The sequence below is a fragment of the Duganella sp. CF517 genome (genome assembly GCF_900110275.1).
Taxonomy (GTDB): domain Bacteria; phylum Pseudomonadota; class Gammaproteobacteria; order Burkholderiales; family Burkholderiaceae_D; genus Rugamonas.
Genome location: NZ_FODC01000007.1, coordinates 89,923 through 104,054, shown reverse-complemented (window position 1 = coordinate 104,054; position 14,132 = coordinate 89,923). Strand labels below are relative to the sequence as shown.

General features: G+C 65.4%; 16 protein-coding genes. 8 read left to right on the top strand and 8 right to left on the bottom strand.

Annotation, left to right across the window (positions count from 1 at the left end; genetic code table 11):
• Window positions 1-194: 194 nt before the first annotated feature.
• Together BMX85_RS24430 and mnmA are read left to right on the top strand one after the other, a co-directional pair.
• A complete protein-coding gene (locus tag BMX85_RS24430; RefSeq protein ID WP_090325030.1) occupies window positions 195-692 on the top strand; it encodes an NUDIX hydrolase in 498 nt (165 codons plus the stop codon).
• A 15-nt stretch (window positions 693-707) separates the two neighbouring features.
• Entirely contained in the window at window positions 708-1,823 is a 1,116-nt protein-coding gene (mnmA, locus tag BMX85_RS24425) for a tRNA 2-thiouridine(34) synthase MnmA (RefSeq protein WP_090325027.1), read from the top strand.
• A gap of 80 nt (window positions 1,824-1,903) precedes the next feature.
• Here the strand turns inward: mnmA and BMX85_RS24420 are convergent, their stop codons facing one another.
• The 4 genes from BMX85_RS24420 to BMX85_RS24405 all read right to left on the bottom strand — a co-directional run bounded on the left by BMX85_RS24420 (window position 1,904) and on the right by BMX85_RS24405 (window position 4,409).
• Window positions 1,904-2,335 carry a response regulator gene (locus tag BMX85_RS24420; protein WP_090325025.1) on the bottom strand — a complete coding sequence of 144 codons (432 nt, stop codon included), beginning with the start codon at window positions 2,333-2,335 and terminating at the stop codon, window positions 1,904-1,906.
• 38 nt (window positions 2,336-2,373) lie between these two features.
• A complete protein-coding gene (locus BMX85_RS24415) occupies window positions 2,374-3,150 on the bottom strand; it encodes a 5'-3' exonuclease (protein WP_090325423.1) in 777 nt (258 codons plus the stop codon).
• An 84-nt stretch (window positions 3,151-3,234) separates the two neighbouring features.
• Window positions 3,235-3,669: an Sbal_3080 family lipoprotein gene (locus BMX85_RS24410; RefSeq protein ID WP_090325023.1), complete on the bottom strand. Its 435-nt coding sequence runs from the start codon at window positions 3,667-3,669 to the stop codon at window positions 3,235-3,237.
• Between the two features lie 68 nt (window positions 3,670-3,737).
• Window positions 3,738-4,409 (bottom strand): glutathione S-transferase, encoded by a 672-nt coding sequence (locus tag BMX85_RS24405; RefSeq protein WP_090325020.1) that lies wholly within the window; start codon window positions 4,407-4,409, stop codon window positions 3,738-3,740.
• 159 nt (window positions 4,410-4,568) lie between these two features.
• Between BMX85_RS24405 and BMX85_RS24400 the strand changes: the two genes are divergently transcribed.
• The 4 genes from BMX85_RS24400 to BMX85_RS24385 all read left to right on the top strand — a co-directional run bounded on the left by BMX85_RS24400 (window position 4,569) and on the right by BMX85_RS24385 (window position 9,675).
• The gene (locus tag BMX85_RS24400) at window positions 4,569-6,179 is read left to right on the top strand and encodes an FMN-binding glutamate synthase family protein (RefSeq protein ID WP_090325017.1); all 1,611 of its coding nucleotides are present in this window, start codon (window positions 4,569-4,571) and stop codon (window positions 6,177-6,179) included.
• A 139-nt stretch (window positions 6,180-6,318) separates the two neighbouring features.
• The gene (locus tag BMX85_RS24395) at window positions 6,319-7,311 is read left to right on the top strand and encodes a serine/threonine protein kinase (RefSeq protein ID WP_090325014.1); all 993 of its coding nucleotides are present in this window, start codon (window positions 6,319-6,321) and stop codon (window positions 7,309-7,311) included.
• Window positions 7,298-8,272, top strand: a complete 975-nt coding sequence (locus BMX85_RS24390; RefSeq protein WP_090325012.1) for a hypothetical protein — start codon at window positions 7,298-7,300, stop codon at window positions 8,270-8,272. The genes BMX85_RS24395 and BMX85_RS24390 overlap by 14 nt, the downstream gene beginning before the upstream one ends.
• Window positions 8,269-9,675: an adenylosuccinate synthetase gene (locus BMX85_RS24385; protein WP_177196875.1), complete on the top strand. Its 1,407-nt coding sequence runs from the start codon at window positions 8,269-8,271 to the stop codon at window positions 9,673-9,675. Before BMX85_RS24390 ends, BMX85_RS24385 begins: the two co-directional genes overlap by 4 nt.
• Window positions 9,676-9,737: 62 nt before the next feature.
• Here the strand turns inward: BMX85_RS24385 and BMX85_RS24380 are convergent, their stop codons facing one another.
• Genes BMX85_RS24380 through BMX85_RS24370 form a run of 3 tightly spaced genes read right to left on the bottom strand, consistent with a single transcriptional unit; the run spans window position 9,738 to window position 12,222 of the window.
• Window positions 9,738-10,025 carry a DUF6587 family protein gene (locus BMX85_RS24380; protein ID WP_090325007.1) on the bottom strand — a complete coding sequence of 96 codons (288 nt, stop codon included), beginning with the start codon at window positions 10,023-10,025 and terminating at the stop codon, window positions 9,738-9,740.
• A 19-nt stretch (window positions 10,026-10,044) separates the two neighbouring features.
• A complete protein-coding gene (locus BMX85_RS24375; protein ID WP_090325004.1) occupies window positions 10,045-11,949 on the bottom strand; it encodes a ferrous iron transporter B in 1,905 nt (634 codons plus the stop codon).
• A 3-nt stretch (window positions 11,950-11,952) separates the two neighbouring features.
• Window positions 11,953-12,222 (bottom strand): FeoA family protein, encoded by a 270-nt coding sequence (locus tag BMX85_RS24370; protein WP_090325001.1) that lies wholly within the window; start codon window positions 12,220-12,222, stop codon window positions 11,953-11,955.
• Between the two features lie 274 nt (window positions 12,223-12,496).
• Between BMX85_RS24370 and BMX85_RS24365 the strand changes: the two genes are divergently transcribed.
• Together BMX85_RS24365 and BMX85_RS24360 are read left to right on the top strand one after the other, a co-directional pair.
• Window positions 12,497-12,721: a (2Fe-2S)-binding protein gene (locus tag BMX85_RS24365; protein ID WP_090324999.1), complete on the top strand. Its 225-nt coding sequence runs from the start codon at window positions 12,497-12,499 to the stop codon at window positions 12,719-12,721.
• A gap of 11 nt (window positions 12,722-12,732) precedes the next feature.
• A complete protein-coding gene (locus tag BMX85_RS24360) occupies window positions 12,733-13,431 on the top strand; it encodes an energy transducer TonB (RefSeq protein WP_307174163.1) in 699 nt (232 codons plus the stop codon).
• A gap of 36 nt (window positions 13,432-13,467) precedes the next feature.
• Here the strand turns inward: BMX85_RS24360 and BMX85_RS24355 are convergent, their stop codons facing one another.
• On the bottom strand, window positions 13,468-14,004 hold the full coding sequence (locus BMX85_RS24355) for a pyridoxamine 5'-phosphate oxidase family protein (protein ID WP_090324993.1): 537 nt from the start codon (window positions 14,002-14,004) through the stop codon (window positions 13,468-13,470).
• Window positions 14,005-14,132 lie beyond the last annotated feature (128 nt).

Here is a 14,132-nt window from a genome sequence, read left to right as displayed (position 1 = left end):
TTTATCACATCATTTATGACTATTTATCATGAAATGCCGTCGAAAATGCTGGATCCGGCGCAAACCACACAGTCAATCACGGTTTATCCGACCAAACCTTGTTTTTGTTCAACACGAACCCATCTTTTAGCGACCCCGGTTTCAAACCAAACGTCCGGAACAGGCTAAAATGTCGGCTCTTTCAAGGATGACTCATGCCGCGTATCTGGAAACCCTCTGTTACTGTTGCCGCCATCGTCGAAAAAGATGGCAAATTCCTGCTGATCGAAGAAGAAACCAGCGACGGCATCCGCATCAACCAGCCGGCCGGCCACCTCGACCCGCACGAATCGCTCGAGCAGGCCGTGATCCGCGAGACGCTCGAGGAGACGGCCTACGACTTCACGCCGACGGCGCTGGTCGGCATGTACATGTCGCGCTACACCTCCAACCGCACCGGCGAGGAAGTGACGTATTTGCGCTTCACGTTCTGCGGCACGCCCGGCGCGCAGCACGACCGCCCGCTCGACGAGGGCATCCTGCGCACGATGTGGCTCACGCGCGACGAACTGGCCGCCTGCGCCGACCGCCACCGCAGCCCCACCGTGCTGCAATGCGTCGACGAATACCTGGCCGGGCGGCGCGCCCCGCTGGAACTGATACAAACCCACGCCTCCGTGTTCAAGGAGGCGGTGAGCACCGCTAATGGATAGAAGGCTGGAAAAGTAATGAGCAAGAAAAAAGTCGTGATCGGCATGTCGGGCGGGGTCGATTCCTCGGTCGCGGCCTGGATGCTCAAGGAGCAGGGCTACGACGTGGTCGGCCTGTTCATGAAGAACTGGGAGGACGACGACGACTCCGAATACTGCTCGACGCGCCAGGACTGGATCGACGCGGCCAGCGTGGCCGACGTCATCGGCGTCGACATCGAGGCGGTCAACTTCGCCAGCGAATACAAGGACCGCGTGTTCGCCGACTTCCTGCGCGAGTACCAGGCCGGCCGCACGCCGAACCCCGATGTGCTGTGCAACGCCGAGATCAAGTTCAAAGCCTTCCTCGACCACGCGATGCACCTGGGCGCGGACCTGATCGCCACCGGCCACTACGCGCGCGTGCGCCAGAACGGCGACAAGTTCGAACTGCTCAAGGCGGTCGACCACACCAAGGACCAGAGCTACTTCCTGCACCGCCTGAACCAGGCGCAGTTGTCGAAGACCCTGTTCCCGCTGGGCGAGATCCCGAAGACCGAAGTGCGCCAGATCGCCGAAAAGCTCAAGCTGCCCAACGCGGCCAAGAAGGATTCGACCGGCATCTGCTTCATCGGCGAGCGCCCGTTCCGCGAGTTTTTAAACCGCTACCTGTCGTACAAACCGGGACCGATGAAGACCGACGACGGCAAGACCGTCGGCGAGCATGTCGGCCTGTCGTTCTACACGCTGGGCCAGCGCAAGGGCATCGGCGTGGGCGGCATGAAGGCGTACAAGAATCCGGACGGCAGCAGCGACGCCTGGTACGTGGCGCGCAAGGACGTGGCCAGCAACACGCTGTACATCGTGCAAGGCCACGAGCATCCGTGGCTGCTATCGTCGGACCTGCGCGCCGACCAGGCCAGCTGGATCGCCGGCGAGGCGCCGTCGCCGCGCGCGATGGCGGCCAAGACGCGCTACCGCCAGGCCGACGTGGCGTGCGAGATCGCGCCCGAAGGCGACTCGGACTTCGCGTTGAAATTCATGGATGCCCAATGGGCGGTCACGCCTGGCCAATCGGCCGTGCTGTACGACGGCGACGTGTGCCTCGGCGGCGGCATCATCGACAGCTCCACCTTCCCCCGGGGTCAAGTCTGACATTCGGACACGGCCTCAACCATATCGATGTGCTACGGCCGGCCTCGTGTCCGAATGACAGACTTGACCCCGGCGGGTGGTCAGGCGTCGCCGGGCTCGCCCGCGTCGGGCGCGGCGTCCTTTTCGGCCATCGCCGCGCGCTGGCGCTTGACCATCGCGATGACGACGTTGCGGATCGTGTTGAGCACCGTGTCGGCCTTGAACGGCTTGACGATGAAGCCGCTCACGCCCATCGCGTGCGCGGCCTGGATGGTGGCGGCGTCGAATTCGCTCGAGACCATGAAGATCAGGGTCTTGGGCCACTTGGTTTTGATCTCCTGCACCACGTCCTCGCCGCTCTCCATCTGCTCGCGGGCGATGCAGACGATGTGCGGGTTGAACTTGATCAGCAGCGCCAGGCCGGCGGCGCAGGTGTGGCTCTGGCCCACCACGTCGTAACCGCCGTCGAGCAGCACCGTGTTGAGCAGGCCGCGCGCGACCGCGCTGGAATCGATAATGACCGCTTTTAACATCTTGCAAACCTTGTTCTGTTAAGTGTGCGCGCCACCGCTTACCGCCGGTCCCAGGCCAGCATATTCCAGGTCACGCCGACCCGCACATCTGTTTTCAATTGCACCAATTGTCTCGAAAGATACAGCATTTCGCGCTCCTTTCGTAGAGTTTCGCCCAGCGTGTCCTTCAGAATGCCGGCCCCGGCCATGATGGCGTCCAGATTGCCGTAAGTACGCAACAGTCGGGCCGCCGTCTTGACGCCCACCTTGGACACGCCGGGGATCGAGTCGGTGACGTCGCCCATCAGGGCCAGCAGGTCCGGCAACTGCTCGGCCGGCACGCCCCACTTCTGCTCGACCCAGGCGTGGTCGTGCCATTCGCTCTTGAAGTGGTCCCACACGCGCGCGCCGTGGGCGATCAGGCCGTGCAAGTCCTTGTCGGTGGTGGCGATGGTGGCCTCGCCGCGGCCGTCGGCCAGCCAGCGCAGCACCACGGTGCCGATGACGTCGTCGGCCTCGACCTCGGGCAGCGAGACGACGTGCATGCCGAAGCCGGCCAGCTTGTCGTAGAACGCCGGCAGCGCCTCGCGCAGCGGGGTGGGCATCGGTGCGCGGCCCTCGCGGTAGCCGGCGTACAGGTCGTGGCGCCAGGTGCGCCCGCCGAAGTCGAAGGCCGGCAGCACGTGGGTCGGTTCGTGGTCGTGCAGCAAGGTGCGGAACGACGACAGCGCGTGGCGCAGCGCGATGTCGGCCTTTTCGGCGCTATCGGGTTCGGGGCTGGCTTCGTAGACGCGGCGCACGATATTGAGGCCGTCGATGGCGAGGAGTCGACCCATGTTCAAATTCATCCGGGCTTGGTCAAGCCGCCATTTTACCCCGCCCGCAAGCCATCGAGAAAGATGGCCGCGCCATCTGCGACCTTACTGTCCCGCCGTCGCCGGGAATAGCTGGTCGACCAGTTCCTTGATTTTCGTGTCGGCGGTGATGAACTTGGCGGTGTTCATGCCTGCGCTTTTGGCGTCGTACACCACCTCGCCGATCGGCTTGCCGTTGTTGTAGACCTTGATGTTGGCGTACACCATATACATGGCCAGATCCCATCGCCAGTTGGCCGTGTAGGTCGAGGTGATAGGGCATTGGATGATCGAAGCGTCGGCGGCGATTTTTTGCGCGGCGAACCCTTTCGCCTCCAGCGCCTGCTTGTAGGCGATTAGAAAACCCTCGCGCACGGCGGGATTGTCGACGATGCACACCGTCTTATCGGCGAAACGCTCGACCGGTTTGACGGTTTGCTGGATCGCGCAGCCGCTGGAAAGGGCGGCGACGGCCGCGAGCAAGGTGATTCGGTTGAACATGTGCGCCCAAGATGTGTTTATTAAAACAATCATCTTACCGCACAACAATTCCAATAGGAAATTTATATTTATTTTAATAACTCATACGGTCCGCCGCGCTCGATGGCGCGCTGGAAGGCCGGGCGCGCGTGGATGCGCTTGAGGAAATCGGTCAGCCTCGGCCGGCTCGCGTCCAGCCCGCCCCGGGCGGCGGCCGCCTCCAGCGGAAAACTCATCTGGATGTCGGCCGCGCTGAACTCGGCGCCGGCGAACCACGGCGCCGCCGCCAGCTCGTTTTCCAGGTACGTCAGCTGCGCGGCGATCTGCGGTTCGATGTAACTGCCCTTGACCTTGCGCGCGATGGCCTTGGCGATCGGCTTGACGAAGAACGGCGCCGGACTGGTCTCGACCCTGTCGAACACCAGCTTCATCAGCAGCGGCGCCATCGCCGAGCCTTCGGCGAAGTGCAGGAAATAGGTCCAGCGGCGGCGCTCGGCGGTGCCGGCCGGCGGCACCAGGCGCCCGTTGCCATAGGTCTCGACCAGGTATTCGACGATCGCGCCCGACTCGGCCACGACGACGCCGTTGTCGGTGATTACCGGCGACTTGCCCAGCGGATGCACCGCGCGCAACTCCGGCGGCGCCAGCATCGTTTTGGGATCGCGCTGGTAGCGCACGATCTCGTACTCCAGCCCCAGCTCCTCGAGCAGCCAGAGCACGCGCTGCGAGCGCGAATTGTTGAGATGGTGGACAACGATCATGGTGGTTTCCCGAAAAAAGAACGGCCGTGCGCCGCGACCGCGCTAGCTTAGCATTAACCGCCGGTCGCCGGCGATCGCGCGTCGATGACCGATGGGTAATGGATTCCTGCAAGAAACAGCGGTACACTCCGCTGTCAGCCGCCGCCATCCGGACCGCCCATGAATCTGTTTTCCCCGCGCTATATCGCCTTTGTCGCCGCCGTCGTCACCCTGCTCGCCGCGCTGGCGCTGGGCGCTCCTTGGTGGATCCCGCTGACCGCCGCCGCGCTCACCGCGGTCGGCGTCGCCGACCTGCTGCAGACCAAGCGCGCGCTGCGCCGCAACTACCCGATCCTGGCGCACTTCCGCTTCTTCTTCGAAGCGATCCGCCCCGAGATCCGCCAATACCTGCTGGAGGACGACACGGTGGCCGCGCCGTTCTCGCGCAACCAGCGCAGCATCGTCTACCAGCGCGCCAAGATGGACACCGACAAGCGCCCGTTCGGCACCCAGCTCGACGTCTACGCGCCCGGCTATGAATGGATCAACCACGCCATCGTGCCGGCGCCCGAACAGGGCCACGACTTCCGCATCGACATCGGCAACCACCCGGACTGCCCGCGCGCGCAGCCGTATTCGGCCAGCGTGTTCAACATCTCGGCGATGAGCTTTGGCGCGCTGTCGGCCAACGCCATCCTGGCGCTCAACGGCGGCGCCAAGGCCGGCGGCTTCATGCACGACACCGGCGAGGGCAGCATCAGCCCCTACCACCGCCAGCACGGCGGCGACCTGGTGTGGGAGATCGGCTCCGGCTACTTCGGCTGCCGCGACGCCGACGGCCGCTTCTCCGAGGCGAACTTCGTCGCCAACGCGGCCTCGCCGCAGGTGAAGATGATCGAATTGAAGCTGTCGCAGGGGGCCAAGCCGGGCCACGGCGGCGTGCTGCCGGGCGCCAAGGTGACAATCGAAATCGCCACCACGCGCGGCGTCGCGCCGGGCGTGGACTGCGTCTCGCCGTCGAGCCATTCGGCCTTCGGTACCCCGCTCGAAATGCTGGCGTTTATCGATAAGCTGCGCGATCTGTCGGGCGGCAAGCCGACCGGCTTCAAGCTCGCCATCGGCCACCCGTGGGAATTCTTCGGCATCGTCAAGGCGATGCTGGCGACCGGCATCACGCCGGATTTCATCGTCGTCGACGGCGGCGAGGGCGGCACCGGCGCCGCGCCGCTGGAATTCGCCGACCATGTCGGCACGCCGCTGCAGGAGGCGCTGCTGCTGGTGCATAACACGCTGGTCGGCGCCAATTTGCGCGACAAGATCAAGATCGGCGCGTCGGGCAAGATCATCACCGCGTTCGACGTCGCCCGCATCATCGCCATGGGCGCCGACTGGTGCAACTCGGCGCGCGGCTTCATGTTCGCGCTCGGGTGCATCCAGTCGCAAAGCTGCCACACCGACAAATGCCCGACCGGCGTGGCCACGCAGGACCAGAACCGCCAGCGCGCGCTGGTGGTGCCCGACAAAGTGCTGCGCGTGACCCACTTCCATCAAAACACCATGGCCGCGCTGGCGCAGCTGATCGCCGCCGCCGGCCTGACGCACCCGTCGCAGCTCAAGCCGCGCCACCTGGTGCGGCGCATCTCGCCCAACCAGGTCAAGCTGGTGTCGCAGTTGCTGCCGTATCTGGAGGCCGGCCAACTGCTCGATCCAAGCCAGCTGGCGCGGCTGCCGCCGGTGTTCGGCCTGTACTGGCCGATGGCGCAGGCGGAGTCGTTCAATCCGTTGTGCTAACCCCCGGGGCGGACGCAAGCCAAGGGGGGGTTTCGATATCGGCTTGCGCAAGTCGTGGTCGTCGACGCGTGTAATCGGCTAAAGTAGCGCGTCCGGCTCGCATCCGCGCGCCGCTTCACAACAGGTTGACCCAACCCGCATGAATCCTGTCACCCTCATCTGCCCGCAGTGCGGCGCGCCGTTGCCACGGCAGGCGCAGTGGCGCACGGTCGTGTGCACCTACTGCTCGGCCGAAGTGACGCGCGCCGCCAAAATCGTCAAGGCCGCGTCATTCAGGGAAGCCTACCTGCGCTCGCGCGCCACCGCGCTGGACGGCGCGGGCGGGGACGCGGTCGCCTGCAATGGCGAACGCTATCGGATACTGCTGCCGCTGGGCCACGGGACCAGCGCGAAGGTGTCGATGGCCCAGCGTTTGGGCGCCATGCCGGAGCGGGTCACGCTCAAGCTGGCGCACGCGGGCAGCCCGCCCGGACGCCTGCGACGGGAGGCCGACATCCTGCGGGAGCTGCAAAATGTCTCGCGCCCGGGCGCCGCCTATTTTTCCCAGCGCCTGCCGCAACTGGCCGGCCATGGCACGGCAAGCGCGAACAGCGCGATCGAGACCGAGGCGCTGCTGTTGCGCAGTCCCGTGGGCTATTGGGGCAGCCTGGCGGCGGTGCGCCGCAATTACCCGGCCGGCGTCGATCCGCGCCATGCGGTGTGGATCTGGCGCCGCATACTGGAAGTGCTGGGCTACGTGCACGACGCGGGCTGGGTGCACGGCCGGCTCGGGCCCGAACATCTACTGGTGCATCCCGGCGATCACGGCGTGCTGATTATCGGATGGGCCGATGCGCGGCGCCGCGACGCACGCGCCACGCCGGCGCGCGACCTGATGCAGGCGGCATGGGCGATCCGCGGCCTGCTGCACGGCGGCGAGGACGAACCGCCGATCGGCGCTGGCCTGCCGGCGCCGCTGGCGGTGCTGCTGAAAAAAGCCAGCGAGGACATCGCCTGGTGCGCCCGCCATGGCGCCGCCGGCATCGACGACGCACTCAAGGCGGCGGCCCGCGAAGCCTTCGGCGCGCCGCGCTTCATTCCATTCACCCCCACTCCATCACCTCAAGCAAAGGAACCATATGGGACACGGTAATTACTCGCACGCCGCGCACGCGGCCATCATCGCCGACCGCGCGTCCGCCTCGCGCGACGAAGTGTTCGCCCAGCGCGGCTGCCATGCCTTGATGGACCCGCACGGAATGGGGGTACGGGAGGCGCGCGACAACGCCGACCACCCGAATTCACTCGGCGTCGTCTTCGCGCTCGACGTCACCGGATCGATGGGCGACATCCCGGAAATCCTCGCCACCCGCGAACTGCCGACCTTCATGAATCTGCTGTCGGCCTGCGGCGTGCGGGACCCGCAACTGCTGTTCATGGCCATCGGCGACGCCACCTCCGACGACGCCTCGCTGCAAGTGGGGCAGTTCGAATCGACGGCCGAACTGATGGACCAGTGGCTGACCTGGACCTACCTCGAAGGCGGAGGTGGTGGCAGCGGCGAAGAAAGCTACGAGCTGGCCTTCTACGTCGCCGCCCAGCACACCGACATGGATTGCTGGGTCAAACGCAAGAAGAAGGGGTATCTGTTCCTGACCGGCGACGAGCTGCCCTACCCGGCCGTCTCCCGCCATCAAGTCAACACGCTCATCGACGACAAGCTCGATAGCGACATCCCCATCGAGGAGGTGATCGCCGCCGCCGCCGAAACCTTCCACATCTTTTTCCTGATCCCGGACCTCAAGCGCCGCCAGCGCTGCGAGCGGCGCTGGCGCGATCTGCTGGGCGACCACGTGATCTGCATGGAGGCGCCGGAACACGCGTGCGCGGTGGCCGCGTCGATCGTGGCCCTGACCGAAAAAACCATCCCCGACATGGACGGCCTGGCCGCAACCCTGGCCGGCAACGGCATCGCCGGTGATCGCGTCTCGGCGATCATGCGCACGCTGAGCCCTTACGCGGCGCTGCTCGACCCGGCGTCGTCGCGCAAGCCGCACGCGTTCAACGGCGCGCCGGACGGACCAAGCCCCTGGTGGAAACGCTTGTTCGGATGACCGTATCAATGGCGACCCGACTTGTCTCGGTGCTCGGTCTCGGCTTCGGTGACTGCGGCAAGGGCCTGTTCGTCGACGCGCTGTGCCGGCAGCTGGACGCGCACACCGTCGTACGGTTCAACGGTGGCGCCCAGGCGGCGCACAACGTGGTGCTGCCCGATGGCCGGCACCACACCTTTTCGCAGTTCGGCGCAGGCAGCTTCAATCGCGGCGTCTACACGCTGCTGGCCTACCCGGTGATCGTCCACCCAACCGCGCTGCTGGTGGAACACGACTATTTGCGGCGCGCCGGCGTGGAAGACGGTCTTGATCGATTGATCATCGACGCCCGATGCAGGCTCACGACACCGTTTCACCAGGCGGCGGGAAGGATGCGCGAGCTTGCGCGTGCGGACGGCCGGCATGGCAGTTGCGGCGTCGGCGTGGGTGAAACGGTCAGGCTCGATATCGCCCGGCCGGAACTGACGCTGCGCTACGGCGACCTGACGCATCGGGCACATGCCCCGGCCAAGCTGGAGGCGATCAGGCGCGACCTGCTTGCGGCGTTCGCCCCGCTTTGCCCGGTCGCCGCCAACGACGCCGAATACCAGCGCGAGCGCGCAGTCCTGAACGACGCCATGATGGCGCGACATTGGCTGGACCGCTCGATGGAGCTGGTGCGGATCGTGCCGCCCGCCAGGCGCGCGGACGTGGCAAGGCGATTGCAGATGCCCGGCGCGGTGGTATTCGAGGGAGCGCAGGGCATCCTGCTCGACGAATGGCGCGGGTTTCATCCGCATACCACGTGGAGCACCATCCATCCGTCATCGGTGCAGGCGGTGGCCGCCGACGCGGGACTCCACGCCAAGATACATCATCTGGGGGCGCTGCGCAGCTACCTGACGCGCCACGGCGACGGCCCGCTACCCACGCACGACACCCGTTTAACCTCCCTTCCCGAGCCGCACAACGCCTCGGGCGGATGGCAGGGAGCGTTCCGCCGCGCGCATCCGGACGCCGTGCTACTGCGTTACGCGCTGTCGGTCGCGGGCCGGCTCGATGGACTGGCGATCAGTCATCTCGACGTTTTCGGTCGCGCTCCCGGCCTGCGATGGTGCAACGCCTACGCGGCGCCGGTCGGCGACGGTGATGGACAGTTGTGCGAGCGTGACGCGGATGGCCGGATCACTGAACTGCGCGCCAGCGCGGGCCACGATTTGGCGCATCAGGCCGCGCTGACGAAGCTGCTGCACGCGGCCACCCCGGTGCTCGATGCCGAGCCGGTCGCCGACGCGGGCCAGTTCATCGAGCAAATGGAAAGGTTGACGCGGCTGCCCGTCGTGCTGGCGGCATTCGGACCGACCTTCGAGGCGGTGAAGGCCCTGCGCCCGCTATGGGGAAGCGAAGAAAATAGAAGAAAATAGAAGAAAATAGAACGCCGAACAGGAGGTTTGCCACACGCACCGCCGTGGCACCGCCCTGCCCTTTAGCGCTGCACGTGCAGCTTGATGACGCGCTTGAGCGGCGTCGACGAATCCGGGGACGATGAAGCGGAAGACGCCGCCGGCGCCGACGAGTCGCACGATCCGCAGCTGCCGCAGCCATCGCCGCAGTTGGCCTGCGTCTTGAACAACTTGGCCATCTTGTTCTGGTCGAACCCGCGCCGCGTCAGGAAATACACGATTTGCTGGCGCCACGCCGCCGGCAGGTACTTGGTGCAAAAGTGCAGCACCGCCGCCGCGACGATCAATCCAACGATAATCTGCTGCCACATATCAGCCTCCTGTCAGCTATCAGCCCATCAGCGCCATCGAGATACGGTACGTCAGGAACGACGCCACGTACGCCAGCGCGAACATATAACCCGCCATCATCAATGGGTAGCGGATGCTGTTGGTCTCGCGGCGCACCACGCTCAACGTCGACAAGCACTGCGGCGCGAACACATACCACGCCAGCAGCGACAAGGCCGTCGGCAGCGCCCACGACGCCGCGATGATCGGCGTGAGCGACTGCGCCAGGTCGTCGCCGCTCTGCGACAACGCGTACACGGTGCCCAGCGCGCCGACCGCCACTTCACGCGCGGCCATGCCCGGCACCAGCGCGATGCAGATCTGCCAGTTGAAGCCGATCGGCGCGAACACGAATTCCAGGGCGCGGCCGATCATGCCGGCGACGCTGTAATAAATAGGCGGATGCGTGGCGCCTTCCGGCGCGCCCGGGAAGGTGCTGAGGAACCAGACCAGAATCATCAACGTCAGAATCACGGTACCGACGCGCGTCAGGAAGATGCGCGCGCGCTCCCACAGGCCCAGGGCCAGGTTGCGCATGTGCGGCCAGTGGTAGGCCGGCAGCTCCAGCATCAGCGGCTGCTTGTGCGTCGAGCCCATGGCGCGCTTCATGAAGTACGCCACCGCCATCGCCGAGATGATGCCGGCGAAGTACAGGATGAACAGCACCAGCCCCTGAAGGCTCATGAAGCCGCCCACCTCGCGCTCCGGAATGAAGGCGGCGATCACCAGCGCGTACACCGGCAGGCGCGCGGAACACGTCATCAGCGGCGCGATCATGATCGTCACCAGGCGGTCGCGCTTGTTCTGGATCGTGCGCGCGGCCATCACGCCGGGGATCGCGCACGCAAAGCTCGACAGCAGCGGAATGAAGGCGCGGCCCGACAGGCCCACGCCGCCCATCAGCCGGTCCAGCAGGAAGGCGGCGCGCGGCAGGTAGCCGCAATCCTCCAGCATCAGGATGAAGAAGAACAGGATCAGAATCTGCGGCAGGAACACCAGCACGCTGCCGACGCCGCCCATGATGCCTTCGACCAGCAGGCTGCGCAGCATGCCGTCGGGCAGATAGGCGCCCAGCACCTTGCCCAGGCTTTCGACGCCGCCGGAGATCATCTCCATCGGCACCGCCGCCCACGTGAACACCGCCTGGAACACCAGGAACATCAGCAGCGCCAGGATGACCGGGCCGAGCACCGGGTGCATCACCACGTTGTCGATTTTTTCGGTCAGGTTGCCGGTGTCGTGGACGTCGTTGCTGACGGCGGCCAGGATGCGGCGCACCTCGCGCTGCGTGTCCTCGACCGAGACGGCGTCGATCGCCGACAGCGGATTCGGCTTGGCCGCCGGCAGCGGCAGCATCAGTTCGAGCGCGCGCACCAGCGACTTCTCGCCGCCGGCCTGCACCGCCACCGTCTCCACCACCGGCATGCCCAATTCGTCGGCCAGCAGGTCGGCGTCGATCTCGATGCCGCGCTTCTTGGCCACGTCGACCATGTTCAGCGCCAGCACCATCGGCAGGCCAAGGCGTTTGATCTCCAGCACCAGGCGCAGGTTCAGGCGCAGGTTGGTGGCGTTGACCACGCACACCACGACGTCCGGCGCGGCCTCGCCGGCGCGCAGGCCGGCGACGACGTCGCGCGTGATTTCCTCGTCCGGCGTGTGGGCCGACAGACTATAAGCGCCCGGCAGGTCGAGCACGCGGAAGCCGTGGCCGTGGGGCGAGCTGAATGAGCCTTCCTTGCGCTCGATGGTCACGCCGGCGTAGTTGGCGACCTTCTGGCGCGAGCCGGTCAGGCGGTTGAACAGCGCGGTCTTGCCGCAATTGGGATTGCCCAGCAGGGCCACGATCGGCGTCCGGGACGGGGAAGTGGTGGGCGCCTGCGGCACCGCGTTTTCTACAGCACCCATTGTTTATTGGTCCGGTTGAATCGAGATCAGCGCGGCTTCGAAGCGGCGCAACGCAAAAGTGGAGTTGCCGACCTTGATGGCCAGCGGCTCGCCGCCGGGCATGCCGCGCTTGAGCAGCCGCACTTTTTCGCCGGGGACGAAGCCCAGCTCCATCAGGCGCCGCGCCAGGCCGGCGCCGTCGTCGGCGAGGTCGCCGGGCGCGACATGCACCACGGTGGCGGCGGCGCCGGTGGTCAGCGCGTCCAGGGTGATCAGGGGAACAGCAGGCGTCATGAGCTAAGTCCGGTCAGGATGCGCCGCCGGTGGGCGGCGACGCGCCCGGCGGTTCGCAAGAGCGCGTTCTCGCCGGAAATAAGATACTAGCATTATAAACGGTAATGCGAATTACTACTATTTACGCTTGCATCGGCCGCCGAGTTGAGGCAGTATACGATTAATGATAATGATTCGCATTAAGTTACTTGCAATCATGTTTTTATTGCTCGTTCGGGGTGCTCGGCCCGGGGTCGAACGGCCTTTTTTCAGCAGCTAGCCAGAAGGTGCGTCAATGATTGTATGTGTCTGCAACAACATATCTGATCGTGAAATCCGTCAAGCCGTGGAGCTGGGCGTGGCCTCGATCGAAGAACTGCGCCGCGACCTGGGCGTGTCGACCTGCTGCGGCCAGTGCTTCGACTGCGCCGAACAAATCCTCAACGAGCATCTGGCAACGATCCAGGCCACCGCAGAGATCAAAGAAACCGTGCTGAAGCGTCCCGTCTTCACCAACTAATTATGAACACCATGACCTATAGCCGGACGGCGCCCTCGCTGTCCGTGAACGATGCTGGACTGCGCCAACTGAAGGCGCGCGGCCGCCGGTTCGCGCCGATGGCGGCGATCGTCGTGGGTCATGCGTTGCTGTTTTATGCGATCAATTCGGGGATGATGAGCAAGATCGCCGTCGCCGTCATGCCCAAGGTCGTCACGGTGACCTTCGTCGCCTCGCCCGAGCCGCTCAAGCCGGCCCCGCCGCCGCCGAAGACGGTGCCGGTGGTCAAGCTGACGCCGACCTATATCCCGCCGATGCCGCAGCTGGCCACGCCGCAAGTGGAGCCGACCATCACGGTCGCGCCGCCGTCGCCGCGCACCAACCAGCCGGCGACGCCGGCCGTCGCCGGCCCGGCGGCACCGCCGACGCCAGCGCCGGCGGCGCCGGCGGCGCCGAAAACCATTACGGGTGTCGAATATATCCGCGCGCCGCAACCGGTGTATCCGAGCATGGCCCGCCGCATGGGCGAGAGCGGCATCGTGATGCTGCGCGTGCTGATCGGGGAAAAAGGCCAGGCGGAGCAGGTGACGATCCAGAAATCGTCGGGCTCGGAGAAGTTGGATGAAGCCGGCCGCCAGGCGGTGCTGCGCGCGCTGTACAAACCGTATATCGAGGACGGCAAGGCCATCCCGGTGTACGCGCTGGTGCCGATCAATTTCCAACTCGGTTGAACCATGCGCCGCCGGCGGCGCATGGCGGTTACTTCATCACAGATCCAGGCGACCCTCGATCGAATCGTCGAGCGTCTTGCCGATGACGGCGCCGATCAGCATCTTCACGCCCGCCACCGCGCGGCCATGCTTGGTATCCCAATAATAGCCATAGGTCGGCGCGAACTTGATCAAGGTGATGCGCGGATCGTCCTCGCCCTCGGTAAACCACGTCTTCATCGTAAAGCTCCACAGCTCCTTGAGCTTGGCGCGGTCGCGCAGCACGGTGGCCACGCCCTCGATGTGCAGGAACTCCGAATGGGCCGAACCCTGGAAGTACAAGGTCGCTGTCGGATCGGCCGCCAATTCCTGGTTCTTCAAACTGTCGCTGGCGCTGACAAACCAGATGTTGCCCAGGTCGTCGACCTGCTGCGCCATCATCGGCCGCGCGTCGCCGGGACCGCCCTCGCCATCGTTGGTGCAGAAGAAGCAGCCCGGCGTGCTGCCGACGAAGTCCTTGATTTTCTTGACGGCGTCCTCGCCGATCAGATCCTGATGGTTTTGTTCCGGCTGGTTGGCATTGATCGAATCCATGGCGCGCTCCTGATAAGTGCTGATAAGTGGAACAGCCATGGTAGCGCTGGCGGCGCCAGCACTCGGTGGGTTGCCACACACTGGCGGCACGACGGTGGTGCGAATGTTAATTGTTTTCATTAACACCA

Coding starts and splice junctions, on each gene's coding strand:
- BMX85_RS24415 (WP_090325423.1), bottom strand. CDS start 3,150: ATGGGTCGACTCCTCGCCATCGACGGCCTCAATATCGTGCGCCGCGTC.
- BMX85_RS24430 (WP_090325030.1), top strand. CDS start 195: ATGCCGCGTATCTGGAAACCCTCTGTTACTGTTGCCGCCATCGTCGAA.
- BMX85_RS24420 (WP_090325025.1), bottom strand. CDS start 2,335: ATGTTAAAAGCGGTCATTATCGATTCCAGCGCGGTCGCGCGCGGCCTG.
- mnmA (WP_090325027.1), top strand. CDS start 708: ATGAGCAAGAAAAAAGTCGTGATCGGCATGTCGGGCGGGGTCGATTCC.
- BMX85_RS24355 (WP_090324993.1), bottom strand. CDS start 14,004: ATGGATTCGATCAATGCCAACCAGCCGGAACAAAACCATCAGGATCTG.
- BMX85_RS24360 (WP_307174163.1), top strand. CDS start 12,733: ATGACCTATAGCCGGACGGCGCCCTCGCTGTCCGTGAACGATGCTGGA.
- BMX85_RS24370 (WP_090325001.1), bottom strand. CDS start 12,222: ATGACGCCTGCTGTTCCCCTGATCACCCTGGACGCGCTGACCACCGGC.
- BMX85_RS24365 (WP_090324999.1), top strand. CDS start 12,497: ATGATTGTATGTGTCTGCAACAACATATCTGATCGTGAAATCCGTCAA.
- BMX85_RS24390 (WP_090325012.1), top strand. CDS start 7,298: ATGGGACACGGTAATTACTCGCACGCCGCGCACGCGGCCATCATCGCC.
- BMX85_RS24405 (WP_090325020.1), bottom strand. CDS start 4,409: ATGATCGTTGTCCACCATCTCAACAATTCGCGCTCGCAGCGCGTGCTC.
- BMX85_RS24375 (WP_090325004.1), bottom strand. CDS start 11,949: ATGGGTGCTGTAGAAAACGCGGTGCCGCAGGCGCCCACCACTTCCCCG.
- BMX85_RS24410 (WP_090325023.1), bottom strand. CDS start 3,669: ATGTTCAACCGAATCACCTTGCTCGCGGCCGTCGCCGCCCTTTCCAGC.
- BMX85_RS24385 (WP_177196875.1), top strand. CDS start 8,269: ATGACCGTATCAATGGCGACCCGACTTGTCTCGGTGCTCGGTCTCGGC.
- BMX85_RS24395 (WP_090325014.1), top strand. CDS start 6,319: ATGAATCCTGTCACCCTCATCTGCCCGCAGTGCGGCGCGCCGTTGCCA.
- BMX85_RS24400 (WP_090325017.1), top strand. CDS start 4,569: ATGAATCTGTTTTCCCCGCGCTATATCGCCTTTGTCGCCGCCGTCGTC.
- BMX85_RS24380 (WP_090325007.1), bottom strand. CDS start 10,025: ATGTGGCAGCAGATTATCGTTGGATTGATCGTCGCGGCGGCGGTGCTG.